The sequence below is a fragment of the Apibacter sp. B3706 genome, from assembly GCF_011082725.1.
Lineage (GTDB): Bacteria > Bacteroidota > Bacteroidia > Flavobacteriales > Weeksellaceae > Apibacter.
Map to the genome: position 1 here is coordinate 1,578,245 of NZ_CP049715.1, position 13,059 is coordinate 1,591,303.

13 protein-coding genes and 1 tRNA gene are annotated in these 13,059 nt (G+C 27.4%); 9 read left to right on the top strand and 5 right to left on the bottom strand.

Annotated elements, in window-relative coordinates; genetic code table 11:
• Positions 1–60 precede the first annotated feature (60 nt).
• Positions 61–357 carry a thioredoxin gene (gene trxA, locus G8C41_RS07000; protein WP_166006910.1) on the top strand — a complete coding sequence of 99 codons (297 nt, stop codon included), beginning with the start codon at positions 61–63 and terminating at the stop codon, positions 355–357.
• Here trxA and G8C41_RS07005 read toward each other — a convergent pair.
• Positions 354–809, bottom strand: a complete 456-nt coding sequence (locus tag G8C41_RS07005) for a regulatory protein RecX (RefSeq protein ID WP_166006912.1) — start codon at positions 807–809, stop codon at positions 354–356. The genes trxA and G8C41_RS07005 overlap by 4 nt on opposite strands.
• A 104-nt stretch (positions 810–913) precedes the next feature.
• Here G8C41_RS07005 and G8C41_RS07010 point away from each other — a divergent pair, with 104 nt between their 5' ends.
• The gene (locus G8C41_RS07010) at positions 914–1,303 is read left to right on the top strand and encodes a hypothetical protein (protein WP_166006914.1); all 390 of its coding nucleotides are present in this window, start codon (positions 914–916) and stop codon (positions 1,301–1,303) included.
• Positions 1,304–1,579: 276 nt separating this feature from the next.
• On the opposite strand, the gene tssD is transcribed toward G8C41_RS07010, so the two are convergent.
• Positions 1,580–1,972 carry a type VI secretion system tube protein TssD gene (gene tssD / locus G8C41_RS07015; RefSeq protein ID WP_160567693.1) on the bottom strand — a complete coding sequence of 131 codons (393 nt, stop codon included), beginning with the start codon at positions 1,970–1,972 and terminating at the stop codon, positions 1,580–1,582.
• 1,098 nt (positions 1,973–3,070) lie between these two features.
• Between tssD and G8C41_RS07020 the strand changes: the two genes are divergently transcribed.
• The 3 genes from G8C41_RS07020 (at position 3,071) to G8C41_RS07030 (ending at position 6,151) form a co-directional block, all read left to right on the top strand.
• Positions 3,071–3,913 carry a hypothetical protein gene (locus G8C41_RS07020; RefSeq protein WP_166006916.1) on the top strand — a complete coding sequence of 281 codons (843 nt, stop codon included), beginning with the start codon at positions 3,071–3,073 and terminating at the stop codon, positions 3,911–3,913.
• Between the two features lie 686 nt (positions 3,914–4,599).
• A complete protein-coding gene (locus G8C41_RS07025) occupies positions 4,600–4,956 on the top strand; it encodes a YciI family protein (RefSeq protein ID WP_166006917.1) in 357 nt (118 codons plus the stop codon).
• Positions 4,946–6,151, top strand: coding sequence for a sigma-70 family RNA polymerase sigma factor (locus G8C41_RS07030; RefSeq protein ID WP_166006919.1), 1,206 nt, complete (start codon positions 4,946–4,948; stop codon positions 6,149–6,151). Before G8C41_RS07025 ends, G8C41_RS07030 begins: the two co-directional genes overlap by 11 nt.
• A gap of 321 nt (positions 6,152–6,472) precedes the next feature.
• Here the strand turns inward: G8C41_RS07030 and G8C41_RS07035 are convergent.
• Positions 6,473–6,546: transfer RNA gene (locus G8C41_RS07035), tRNA-Asn, on the bottom strand.
• Between the two features lie 190 nt (positions 6,547–6,736).
• Between G8C41_RS07035 and G8C41_RS07040 the strand changes: the two genes are divergently transcribed.
• Genes G8C41_RS07040 through G8C41_RS07055 form a run of 4 tightly spaced genes read left to right on the top strand, consistent with a single transcriptional unit; the run spans position 6,737 to position 10,109 of the window.
• Positions 6,737–7,246, top strand: a complete 510-nt coding sequence (locus G8C41_RS07040; RefSeq protein ID WP_166006921.1) for a hypothetical protein — start codon at positions 6,737–6,739, stop codon at positions 7,244–7,246.
• Between the two features lie 12 nt (positions 7,247–7,258).
• The gene (gene radC, locus G8C41_RS07045; protein ID WP_160567683.1) at positions 7,259–7,936 is read left to right on the top strand and encodes a RadC family protein; all 678 of its coding nucleotides are present in this window, start codon (positions 7,259–7,261) and stop codon (positions 7,934–7,936) included.
• 15 nt (positions 7,937–7,951) lie between these two features.
• Complete coding sequence (locus G8C41_RS07050) at positions 7,952–9,214, top strand: polysaccharide deacetylase family protein (protein WP_166006923.1); 1,263 nt, start codon at positions 7,952–7,954, stop codon at positions 9,212–9,214.
• Positions 9,192–10,109, top strand: a complete 918-nt coding sequence (locus tag G8C41_RS07055) for a hypothetical protein (RefSeq protein ID WP_166006925.1) — start codon at positions 9,192–9,194, stop codon at positions 10,107–10,109. Before G8C41_RS07050 ends, G8C41_RS07055 begins: the two co-directional genes overlap by 23 nt.
• A gap of 135 nt (positions 10,110–10,244) precedes the next feature.
• Here the strand turns inward: G8C41_RS07055 and G8C41_RS07060 are convergent, their stop codons facing one another.
• Together G8C41_RS07060 and G8C41_RS07065 are read right to left on the bottom strand one after the other, a co-directional pair.
• Entirely contained in the window at positions 10,245–12,281 is a 2,037-nt protein-coding gene (locus G8C41_RS07060) for a M3 family metallopeptidase (protein ID WP_166006927.1), read from the bottom strand.
• 79 nt (positions 12,282–12,360) lie between these two features.
• Complete coding sequence (locus G8C41_RS07065) at positions 12,361–13,053, bottom strand: metal-dependent hydrolase (protein WP_166006929.1); 693 nt, start codon at positions 13,051–13,053, stop codon at positions 12,361–12,363.
• Positions 13,054–13,059 lie beyond the last annotated feature (6 nt).

The following is a 13,059-nucleotide window of genomic DNA, read 5'->3' on the forward strand; positions in this document are numbered from 1 at the left end:
TCTTAATAATCTTCCAACGGTTTAATTTTTGTAATACTATAAATAATAAATGAAATATTTATGTCAAAATTTACCGAAATAATTCAAGGAGATAAAACCGTGTTAATTGATTTTTCCGCAGAGTGGTGTCAACCCTGTAAAATGTTAGCACCAATATTGAAAGAGGTTAAAGAAAAAATTGGTGATAAAGCAACAATTATTAAAATTGATATAGATAAAAATCAAAAATTGGCAAGTGCATATCATATTCAGTCAGTACCCACCCTAATTATTTTTAAAAAAGGAGAAATAAAATGGAGAGAAAGCGGCGTAAGAGCTGCACAAGAAATTATAGATTTATTAAATCAATATTCTTAATAATTCTTAAGTATTTCGTTGATTAAATTGTATTCATACCCTTTTTGTAATAGATAATTATATATTTTTTTCTTTTTTAAATATACTTCAGATTCCCTAATAATATTCCATTTTTTTTCAGTCAACTCCATGAGAGTTGATTTGTAATCTTCCTCGTTAATTTCTTCAATCCCTTTATCTATTAAATTAGTTGGAATTCTCTTTTGCTTTAATCCTTGCTTAATTTTATTCTTCCCCCATTTTTTTTGATAAAATTTCCCTCTAGCATATGATTTAGAAAATCTTTCCTCATTCAAAAAGTTATTTTGTATCAACCATATGAGTATTTCACCCCTCTCATCCTCATTCAAAGTTCTCAATTCTTTCAATTTTTGTTCAACCTCATAATGACTGCGATCCTGATAGACGCAATAATCTGCTAATTTTTTTTTTATTTGGGACAAATCAAGCACGACATCTTATTTAAGTACTAAAATATAAAAAAGTTTCAAAATTTTTTGTATTAAGTTTATTAACCTGATTTTTTAAGTATTTTTATAACAATAATTTTTAAAGCATGAAATCATTTAAGAGCTATTTACATATATTTTTAGTTGTAACTACTTTTTCAATTTCCTATGCGCAAAATAATAATTCTTTTAAGCCTGAAGAAATTACTGAAAAGCAAATCACAACGTTAGATAAAGACCTTATTCTTGACGATTTTCAAAAATTAGAGCTTAAAGAATTCATATTAGAAAAAACTACATATCTAAAAATTGCAATGGATGCAGGCATTGATAATCAAGAGATACGTTTTTTGATAGAAAACAACAACAGGGAAATTGATTTTAAATTAAAAGAAGTGTTATCATCTGAACAGTTTGATAAATATTTAAAACTAAAACGGGAAAATGCGATTAATTCGGATCAGAAAAAAAAGAAAAAAAGAGAAACATCTAAATAAATCTTGCTATCTAATACTATTTTGAGTAAAGTTTAGCATTGATTTCTGTAGGATATTATTTTATATTTTAAAACAAAAAAAGGCGATAAAATCGCCTTTTTTTAACCTTAATTTAATTACATAAAATTTTAAATTTTTGTAATTAAGATTTTATATAGATATACTTAATTATCCAATTTTACACACAGTTTCATAAGCCACATTGCTTATGGAAAGTGATTTTGCTACTATAGGAACTAATGAAATCCAAATTCATTTTATAGGAGGTTATTAACGTTAAGTATTAGGCCATTCATTAACATGTTTACCTGTACCCATTTTAATAGTCCTTGCTGAAATAGTAAACGTTTCAGTTAGAGAATTGGCGCCGAAAGCATCAAAATTTTCTCTGTACTTAACCACATAACCATCTGTAAATGACAATTCTTTCAAAGTATCATCAGAATCTCTTTTTACAAAGATAACTTTACCATCTTTTCTCTCAAAACTATTAGTCATCCATTCGAAGATATCAGATTCTCCTGTTGATTCTACTGTTACTTCAATTCTTCCACCTCTGGTCTGAGAAGATGGACGTCCGGTTGGATCAGTTTCTTGAGCTAAGGAATAATTAACACTCAAAATGTTGTACTTTTTTCCCCCTACTTCTAATTTAGATTTAAAAGACATAATAAAAAAACTAATAATTAATAAAATATATTTATATCACAAATATAATTATATTATATAATCTTATCTCAATTCAACACGTTAATTTATTGTTAAAATACCTATTTGTTATTATTCAATTACCTATAGACTTTTAAATCTCTTGTAATAATTTGTATACGTCTGCAATAAGTTTCCACCTTTGCAAGTAAGGTGTCGATTTCTGCCTTGCTTTTCCATAAGTTTTTTTGGTCTTTTTGGGTTCGATAAGTTCTCGGCAATCAATAAAAAACTTTTATACGACAACTCTCTCCATATGCTATCTCCTCGGAAGATTTTGTTCCATTTTTATAACCATATCAATAGCTTTCTGTTGATAATAATACATATCATGGTTGGACATATCATTAGAATCAATATATTTCTTTTAATTTCCATTTGATTTACAGACTTTTGCTGATATCTAAATTCATTAATAATCGATGTATTTTCTTTTCTAAGTTCTCAATTTTCTCTGAGACAATTGACAATTAAAGAATATTGGTATATCAATAATTATTACTGTTAAAGTATATGAAGATATAAAAAGTATGAAAGAAATCCATCTATCTTTTTTAAATTAATACTTCCATATTATAAATTTTTAATTGTTTTATTTTCCTTCCTTTCCTTAAAGAATATTCCAGTATCTTTCTTTTTTCGATGTAATTGAGTTTATATAATGTGGCAAACAATTGATCTAACGTTCGCATAAAATTTTTACCTTTTTAATAGTTTATCAACTTGCAAATGATTATATCCGGCACTAACCAGATCTGTGAACAGAACTTCAAAATCGTCTTGCGAAATGGATAATCAGGCTTAATAAATTTTGGTGAGCTTAAATATTTTGATTTTAAATAAAAATTTAATATTTATAATGATCTTAATTCAATACCAATTAATTTACCTAAACTTTAAAATACTTATAAACAATCCAGATATAATATTTACAATAAAACATATTATATCATATTTATTATACAAACCAATCAATTTTCTCATATATTTAAAAATTTTAAATGCTATCTTTAAAATTAACTTTATTATATTTTATTTATAATTATAAAATACAAAAAAATGAAAAAGAAATTTCTACTATTTAGAATTTTATTTATTACTATTAATGGATTAGTATTAATTAATAGTTGTAATAACGACAATGATATCAACCCGATATCGAATAAGAAAGAAAGTATTACAACTTTCGAAAAAAAATATATAAGGTATCTTTATCCGGAATCAAATAATGATTCAATTAAATTAATTGGATTCAAAACGGTCTATTTCAACAAAGATGAAGCACAAGAAATTAAGAATGCACAAGAATTATACAAAAAAGAATTAATTGAAATTAACAAATCAATTTATTATGCTGAAGATTATTCTTTTATTCGAGTATATTTCCCCATGAGTGATGCTATAGTAAACTATAATGGAAAAACGTATGAAGCAAGTAATCGAGGAAGCTTTATTACAGATGCGTTTGTAAATTTAAAAACTACTTCTCGGATACAAGTGATTGGAAGAAAAGCATCCGAACACATTACGGGAACAGATTTTAATAATATTGAAGGAAATCAAATATTACTTGCTGAAAAATTAGAAAAAGCAATGAAAGATCATACTACTGAAAATACCTTTGTATTTAATTTAGGAGAAAGAAGCTTTAATCATCACTCCTTAGAAAATAAAACTATAACTGAACGTTCCATTTCCTGTTATCAAAATCATGGAAATTTAAATTGTAGCACGGCTTTCGGTTATAATGGAAAATGTGATAGAGAATTTACAAATTGCATGGATTATAATGGATGGCCTGCAAGATGCTTTGATAAAAGCAAAATTGGCTTTGTTGGTAGTGATTGCCAAAGAGCAATGGCTGCCGGAAAATGTTGGAATGAGATTATGAATCGTAATTAAAAACTTCTATCTATTATAAATCTATTAGTTTACTAAATGATTTTGTTTAGTTAATTTATCAAATTATCAAAAATATTACAGTATAGATAATTTTAGATAAATTATGTGATTATTATTTGTTAAATTAAGTTTTTTAAAAAAATGAATCCGATCATTTATTATTTTCTTTGTCACTTAAATTATCATAGTTAATATTTTCTAACATATTATTTCCAGATTTTATTTTTTTCATTTTTTTATATATTTTCATTCATATATTTAATTCAATAAAAAATCCTTTTAATTATTTGAGTTTTTAATTTCTATAATTCGTTAATTTAGCTAGATTTTTGATATGTCTTAATGAATTTTCTTAAAAACACTATCTTTAGACGCAATAATAATCCTCCCAATTATCAAAATTCCTTATTATCAAACAAAAATTTAGTACATAATAAATAACATTAAGAATCTATTATAACTTTCATATAAAATCATATAATACGTAAATTCATCTAAAACAGCCTTAAGGGTGGTTTAATTTATATAGCTAATTAAAACCAAATCCCCTTTATTAAACATCCTATTTTATTTTATCTTTGTATAGTATTTCTAATGTAAGTTTTTTAATAATTTAAAATTTTTATTTCAAAAAATGTCCAAAAATAGCATAATAAAATGTCTTCAAATAAATTAAAACTTTTAAAATGAAACAATTCCTTTTATTATTACATGAAAACAATGAAAAACTAAGAGAATTATCAGAACAAGAAATGCAGGCATTAGCTGATGCTCATATGAAATGGGCTTCAAAATTAGCAAAAACAGGAAATTTAATTTCAGGGGATGGATTACATGAAAAAGGTGTACTTATTACGGGTAAAGACTGTGTTATTAAAGACGGGCCATACTTGGAATCCAAAGAAATAATTGGAGGCTATTATTTATTACAAAGCGAAAATCTAGAAACTATTATCGAGTTAGCTAAAGAGTGCCCGACACATTATTATGGGGGAACGACAGAAATCCGTCCGATCTTGAATATGGAAGATTATGATTCCTAATTTACCTTTTGAAGATAAAATAAATTACAGAACGTTATACGGAAAGCTTTTTTCTGTATTAGTGATTCGATTTGGTGCTACCCATGTTTCTGAAATTGAAGATGCTATTCAAAATTCTTTTTTGAAGTATCTGAAAATCCGGGAACAAAATAATATACCAAAAAATATAGAAAATTGGCTATTCATGGTAGCTCGTAATGATTTACTAAATATAATAAAACGCAAACAAAAAGAAGATTATAATTTTTCAATAGAACTTACAGAAGATGAAAAAGTAGAACCATATGAAACCGATCTTCGTTTACAAACGATATTATTTATCTCTTCGTTAAACAGCTTATCCACACAATCTAAAATTATTTTTATACTCAAAAATATATTTGGGTTAAGCATGCTTGAAATTCGCGAATCCACTTTAATTAATCAAGAAGCTATTTATAAAAGCATTAACCGAACTAAAAAGAAACTTAATATTGATTTAAATTGCCAAAAAATCGAAATAAATTCAGTTACTGCCAATCAAAATACAATTTCAATTGTTGAAGAAATTCTTTATGCCGTTTTCAATATTGGCTTTGATTCTTTTAATGAAAAGTCTGAAAATATTGTGAATAAAGATTTATGCTTAGAATCATTTGTCTTGACAAGATTATTATATAATAAATTTAATTATACTTCAACCAGTAATTTACTCGCCGTTATATATTTTCACATATCAAGAATTCCTGCAAAAATTGATAACGGGAAATTAATTTCCTTTTTTAATCAAAATCGAGACAAATGGAATAAAGAACTACTTACTATGGCTTTCCATCATATTAAAAAACCCCAAAATAGTAATAAATACTATATTGAAGCAATTATCATCAGCAAGTATATGGCTAAAAAAGATTTTAACTTAAAAGATTGGACTGAAATATCATATTTATATGAAATGATGCTTGAAATCTCGCAATCACCAATACTAAGACTTAATTACTCATTTTGCTTAAGCAAAATTGGAAAAACAGATAAAGCCATGAACATTCTTTCAGAAGTTCAAAATCAACTACCAGATCATCATCTATACTTTTCTTTAGTAAAAGCTATAATAATGAAAGAGTCCAACCCTAAAAAGTCACATGATATAATTCTTACACTTAGTAATAAAATGAACCAAAAAATAAGAAAAGAATATTTAAAAAGTTTTATTTAAAAAAGCAAAATAAATAATTATTACATTGTTTTATATTTATTTTTTTAGAACAAATAAGTTTAAGTATATACTAAAAAATCAAAATTTATATTTTTTTATACTAATTATTTCAATTTATATAGTTTTAGTATTTTATGCTATGTATATTGGAATATTACTCTCCGCCATGTAGATTAAATCTTACAAATGTATTAGAACTAAATAGATAAAAACTAATTAACAACTAAAGTTTATAAGCAAAAAATTACTATCAATTAATTTTCTTAGTTTTAAGTATACAAAACAAAAAAGAGTTACAAATTATGTAACTCTTTTTTTTAGCTCCTCCTGCTGGGCTCGAACCAGCGACCCTCTGATTAACAGTCAGATGCTCTAACCGACTGAGCTAAGGAGGAATTTTGTGAGTGCAAATGTAGAAGAATTTTATATATGCTCCAAATATTTTTTAATCTTTTTTTCATCTTAAATTCTAAGTACATAAGTATCAATGAAAAAAAATTTTATTTTTTTAATATATAGCTCATATAAGATACTTTTTCTAATATAAAATAGTATTTTTGTCTCTGTCTAACTTATATAATTATTATGGACATATCTATATTGCTTGTATTCTTATTGATTTTAGTGCTCTTTATGGGAGGTTTTCTGTTTATGTTAACCCGTTTTTTTCAATCAGAAAGAGAAAGAAGAAGTTTTGAGTTGCGTCTAAAATATTCTGAAAATATTTTACCGAATAAATTACAAGCTTATGAACGTATGACTCTTTTTTTAGAAAGAATACGCCCTTCTTCTTTAATAAGACGAGTAACTCCTACGGATGATAGTAAATCTTATGAATTCACTTTAATAGAAACTATTCAAACAGAATTCGAACACAATTTAGCACAACAACTCTATATAAATCCGAATTCGTGGAAGATTATTTTATCGGCAAAGAATGCAACCCAATTGCTTATAAAAAATACTATTGAAGCTATGAAAGATTCTTCAATACAAGAAATTCAAGAGGAAATCATTAAACAATCGATGGAAGACGCTTCTCCTTCGTCTACGGCAATTTTGTATTTACAAAAAGATATTCAAGACGGAATCTAAAAAATTTTCACTATGAACATCAAATCATTGGCTGAAGAAGAAAGACCCAGAGAAAAATTATTACTGAGAGGAAAACAATCCTTATCAGACGCAGAACTTCTTGCTATAATTTTAGGTAGTGGTTCGAAATCTGAAAGCAGCATTACTCTTGCTCAACGAATTTTATCATCCGTAAATCATAATTGGAATGAATTGGCAAAGCTAACCATACGAGATTTATGCAAATTTAACGGAGTAGGTAAAGTTAAAGCAATTGAAATTATCACTTCTCTTGAAATTGGAAGACGAAAATCCTTACAGCAAGCCTTAAAAAAAGAAAAAATTTCTTCTTCGAAAGATGCCTATAATATTCTTCAACCTATTATTGGTGATTTGATGATAGAGGAATTTTGGGTAATTTATTTAAGCAGATCCAATAAAATATTAAGTAAAGAAAAAATTTCTCAAGGAGGAATAACCGGTACAATGGTTGATAATCGACTAATATTTAAACATGCTATAGAACTTAATGCAGTTTCATTAATCATATCACATAATCATCCTTCAGGAAATATTCAGCCCAGCAATTCTGATATACAAATTACCCATGAAATAAAAAAAGCAGGGAACTTATTAAATATAACTTTGATGGATCATTTAATTGTTACGCAAACCTCTTTTTTCAGTTTTGCCGATGAAAATTTACTGTGAAAGACCACTTTACCTATGATTCTTATATATGTTCCTGAAATCAATGAAAGAATTAAGTATATTTTTACTTTTATTTTCGAACAAATTTTGGGAATTTCTTTCCGGCTTACAGATTGCGCTATTCTCTTCAATAAAGAAACTTTGCCTAAATTTTCTTATTCATTTTCAATAGTAAAAAACGAAATTCATTATTTGGCTTGTAATTTATTATTTGAAACGGATATTAAAACACAAAACCTAGGGGAAGTTTTAAAAGACCCTTTTGCAACTGCATTTTTTTTACTTTCAAGATATGAAGAATATTTGCCATATCAAGAAGATATTCATCATAGATTCTCATACAAAGCATCATCAATTAAAGATAAGATTGATCCGTTAGTTCCATGGATAGATACCTTTGCTTATAAACTATTTGATCAGCTAAAAAAAAACTTTCCTTCACTCAATTATAAAGCTCGGAAGTTTACCTATATAAATACCATAGATATAGATCATGCATGGTTATATAAAAATAAATTTTGGTTAAAAAAATGTAAAGCATTAGGAAAGAATATTTTAACTTTTCGTTGTAAAGATTTTTATCAACAAATTTTAGTTTTATCAGGATTAAAATCTGACCCTTATTACATTTATCCTTATATACAAAAATTAGAAATACCTACCATTTATTTTATTTCTTTTGGATTAGGAAGTCAATGGGATACTAATCATAACCCTAAAAATTCAGCTTACCAAAAATTGATACTACAATTATATAATGAAGATTATACTATTATAGGTCTTCATCCCAGCTATTTTTCCAATAAGGATTTCACAATCTTGAAAAAGGAAAAATTAGCATTGGAAAAACTTGTAAAACAAAAAATTGCTATTTCCAGACAACATTTTATAAAACTTCATTTACCCGAAACTTATGACAACCTGATCCGATTAAATATTATAGCAGATTTTTCCATGGGTTTTCAAGACCATATCGGTTTCAGAGCAGGGACTTGTACCCCTTTTTATTGGTTTGATTTGAAAAATAATCAAGTTACCGAATTAAAAGTTTATCCATTCTGCGTGATGGATGTTACGCTTAAAAATTACATGCAACTATCTATTGAGGAAGCTGAAAATAAGCTACTAAATTTATTGCATGCCGTAAAAAAAGTAAATGGAACTTTTATATCTATTTTCCATAATGACAGCTTATCTAATCATGGAGAATGGAGGCTGTGGAAAAACGTATATGAAAAATTGATTAGTAAAGCCAATGATTTTAAAGTACAATCATAAAACCATCGATAAAACAAAATATTCTGCTTGTTTGGACCAATGCCTCAATTACAGAATTTATGCAGAACTGTGGTATTTAAATATTGTTTCTCCCGATGGTTATGATATTTTGGTTTTAAACGATTATGAAGCAGTGATGCCAATTCCTTATCAGAAAAAATGGGGATTTAAATTAGTTATTCAACCTATTTTTTGCCAACAATTAGGCATATTTTATAAAAAAATCATATCCGCTGAAACCTTTCATCTTTTTATATCTTTCTTAAAAAAATATAAAGTCAGAAGCTATTGCTTTAACGAAGAAAACACCCCATATTTACCTTCCCACTATATAAAGAGAGATAATCAAGTATTGAATTTAGATCGTGAATATTCAACTCTTGTAACTAATTATAATGCAAACAAAAAAAGGGTCCTTAAAAATTGTTTATTATCCAATAGCAAAATTGAAGAAAAATATACAGGTTCAATTGTGTCAGAAAAACCAAGTGATCTGCTCAATCGAATTTTATCAGCTTCACAACTTAATATTTTAAACACTCTTTTAGAAGAGTTAAATCGACAAAAAGTGTTAAAACAATATACCCTTTATAATAAAGATAATGTTCCTACAGTCTATCTATGGCTCATTTTTTCCAAAGGAAGGATTATAAATTTACTGTCAGTAAGAGACAAAAAGTTAGAAATTAAAAATTCGTATGCTTATCTGATAGACTTATTGATTAAAAATTATTCCGATCAAAAATTAATTTTAGATTTTGAAGGTTCTATGATACCGGGAATAGCCCATTTCAATAAAAGTTTCGGAGCAGCGACTAATCATTATTTGTTATACAAAAATTTAAAATGGATGTATAATTTGAGCAGCTTAACTATTTTTAAAACTTCTCGTTAACTTTCCTTTTATTAGTGTATTCATTAACCTATTTTTGATAGAGTTGATTTCTCTGAACTCTAAAATATCACCATAAAAAAATGGTTTGAAATTTCAAACCATTTATTATATTATACTATCTAAAAACTCTTTTATTTAATTGGTATTGGCTAGTAAACCGGCACGTTTAAGTAAGGCCTCCGATTGAGGTCTTCTACCCCGAAAACTTATATATAATTCCATAGGATCTTCAGTCCCGCCTTTACTTAATAAACTTTCAAATTTAGAAGCTGTTTCTTTATCAAAAATTCCTCTTTCTTTAAAGTAATCAAAAGCATCAGCGTCTAAAACTTCAGCCCATTTATAGGAATAATAACCAGCAGCATATCCCCCTTGAAATATATGTGAAAAAGATGTACTTATACATGTATTTTTGATATGAGGATACAATTGGGTTTCTTTAATCTTTTCTACTTCAAAATCTTCAATCCCTTGATCTGATGTCAACTCATCGGTATGATAGGCCATATCCAAAAGACCTAAACCAATTTGTCGAAGAGTTTGATATCCTTGCATAAAGTTGGCAGATGCAACTATTTTATCAATTTTCTCCTCATCCAGCATATCCCCTTTTTGGTAATGAAGGGCAAAAGTTTTTAAAAATTCCTTTTCAAAAACATAGTTTTCCATAAATTGAGACGGTAGTTCAACAAAATCCCAATAAACATTCGTACCAGATAATGATTCAAAGGTTGTATTAGCTAAAATACCGTGTAATGCATGGCCAAATTCATGAAATAACGTGGTAACTTCACTAAATGTCAATAAAGAAGGTATTTCTCCGTTAGGACGTGAAAAATTACAAACTATCGAAATATGCGGCCTGATATTATCACTTAAAGTTTTAAATTGCCCCTTATAAGAAGTCATCCATGCTCCTGCCCTTTTCCCTTCTCTGGGAAAAAAGTCGGTATATAACAATGCCTGATGTTTTCCTTTATCATTGATCACTTCATACACTTTAACTTCCGAATGATATTTTTGTATATCTTCTCTTTCAATAAAAGTCAACCCGTATAATTTTTTAGCTACATCAAATGCGGCATTCAAAACCTGATGCAACGGAAAATAAGGTTTTAGTTCTTCTTCTGAAAATGAAAATTTTTCTTGTCTTAATTTTTCAGCATAATAGGCATGATCATAAGTCATCATTTCTGTTATGCCGTCTCGTGAAGCTATATTTTTTAAGTCTTGAATTTCTTTTTTAGCAAATGGCTTAGCTTTATGTAACAAATCATATAAAAAATCATATACAAGTTTAGGTGCAGAAGCCATTCTTTCTTGTAAAATCAAATCGGCATAAGTTTTAAAACCTAATAATTTAGCTTTCTTGCTCCGTAATTCAACAATTTTATGAATAATATCTTCATTATTATACTCATTATCTTTACATGCTCGTTGCATATAAGCAGTATAAATTTCCTTTCGTAACTCTCGATTTGCAGAATACGTTATAAAAGGCACATAGCTGGGATAATGCAAAGTGAAAACCCAACCTTTCAAATTTCTAGTTTTCGCCTCTTGTTTTGCCATTTCTTTTATAGATTCCGGAATTCCTTCCATATCCATACTTTCGGATATATGAAGAAAATAATCATTGGTTTCCTTTAAAACGTTTTGGCCAAACTTTACGGATAAAATTGCTAATTCATTAGATATTTGTCGGAGATTATTTTTATCCTCAGAGGATAACAAGGCTCCATTTTTTGAGAAATCCTTATACGTTTTATCTAAAAGTCGTACTTCTTCTTGGCTTAATTTTGATTTTAAGGTTGTATCGTAAACGATTTTTATTTTTTCAAATAATTGTTCATTCAGTATGATGTCATTTGCATATTCAGTTAGCATAGGAGATATTTCCTCTGCTAAACTTTGCAAATAATCATTAGTTTCCGCTGAATTTAAATTAAAAAAAGTAGAGGAAATTATGGTAAGTTTTTTTCCAACATTTTCTAAAGCTACTATGGTATTTACAAAATTAGGTGGATCTGTATTTTGAACTATTTCGTTAATTTCGTTCTTAGCATCTTCAATTGCCTGTTCAATCGCTGGTTTAAAATCTTCATGTTTAATGTTTTCGAAAGGAATGCTTTCGTAAGGCGTATTAAATTTTTCCACTAAATTATTACTCATAATTTTTTTGTAAGTATATTCTATCGAATAAAGTTTCCCCTATATACAGTCTATATATTTAATTTATATGTGATTAAAATTATTCAAATTTACTAATATCCATTGATTCTCCAATGGACAAAAAAGTTAACCGTTTTTCTTCGGCTAAGAATAAATGTTTAATCTTATCCTTATTAACTTTTATGGCAGGAAAAGTATCATAATGAGAAGCTATAGCATTTTTTGTTTTAACAAATTTTGCTGCAATAACAGCATCATATCCACCCATCGTATAAGTATTACCAATAGGTAATATAGCCACGTTAATATATCCATAGATAAATGGAAGTAATTTCATGTCTGTAGTAAGAGCAGTATCACCGGCTACATAAATTACTTTTCCATCCATTTTCATCAAGAAACCACAAGCTAAACCGCCATAGGATCCATCGGGAAAAGAGGAACTGTGGGACGCCGATACCATTTTAATTTTACCAAAATCAAATTTCTTAACTCCTCCTATATTCATGGGTATAACATTTAAACCTAATTTTTCATAGTGAGCAGTAATTTCCGGATTAGCCAATATTTGGGAATTATTGTTTTTAGCGATAGTTTCAACATCTAAAATATGATCATAATGGGCGTGAGTCAAAAAAATATAATCTGCTTTAATTCCATTTATATCTATATCTTTTGCTAATTCATTCCCCGAAATAAATGGATCAATTAAGACTGTTGATGATGAGGTTTTAAAACCAAAACATGCATGTCCGTAATATATAATTTCCATGACTTT

Bases quoted from the DNA above. Each gene is read 5' to 3' on its own strand.
- G8C41_RS07025 (WP_166006917.1), top strand. From the start codon at position 4,600: ATGAAACAATTCCTTTTATTATTACATGAAAACAATGAAAAACTAAGA.
- G8C41_RS07040 (WP_166006921.1), top strand. From the start codon at position 6,737: ATGGACATATCTATATTGCTTGTATTCTTATTGATTTTAGTGCTCTTT.
- G8C41_RS07055 (WP_166006925.1), top strand. From the start codon at position 9,192: ATGATTTTAAAGTACAATCATAAAACCATCGATAAAACAAAATATTCT.
- G8C41_RS07020 (WP_166006916.1), top strand. From the start codon at position 3,071: ATGAAAAAGAAATTTCTACTATTTAGAATTTTATTTATTACTATTAAT.
- G8C41_RS07010 (WP_166006914.1), top strand. From the start codon at position 914: ATGAAATCATTTAAGAGCTATTTACATATATTTTTAGTTGTAACTACT.
- radC (WP_160567683.1), top strand. From the start codon at position 7,259: ATGAACATCAAATCATTGGCTGAAGAAGAAAGACCCAGAGAAAAATTA.
- G8C41_RS07060 (WP_166006927.1), bottom strand. From the start codon at position 12,281: ATGAGTAATAATTTAGTGGAAAAATTTAATACGCCTTACGAAAGCATT.
- G8C41_RS07050 (WP_166006923.1), top strand. From the start codon at position 7,952: ATGATTCTTATATATGTTCCTGAAATCAATGAAAGAATTAAGTATATT.
- G8C41_RS07030 (WP_166006919.1), top strand. From the start codon at position 4,946: ATGATTCCTAATTTACCTTTTGAAGATAAAATAAATTACAGAACGTTA.
- trxA (WP_166006910.1), top strand. From the start codon at position 61: ATGTCAAAATTTACCGAAATAATTCAAGGAGATAAAACCGTGTTAATT.
- tssD (WP_160567693.1), bottom strand. From the start codon at position 1,972: ATGTCTTTTAAATCTAAATTAGAAGTAGGGGGAAAAAAGTACAACATT.
- G8C41_RS07065 (WP_166006929.1), bottom strand. From the start codon at position 13,053: ATGGAAATTATATATTACGGACATGCATGTTTTGGTTTTAAAACCTCA.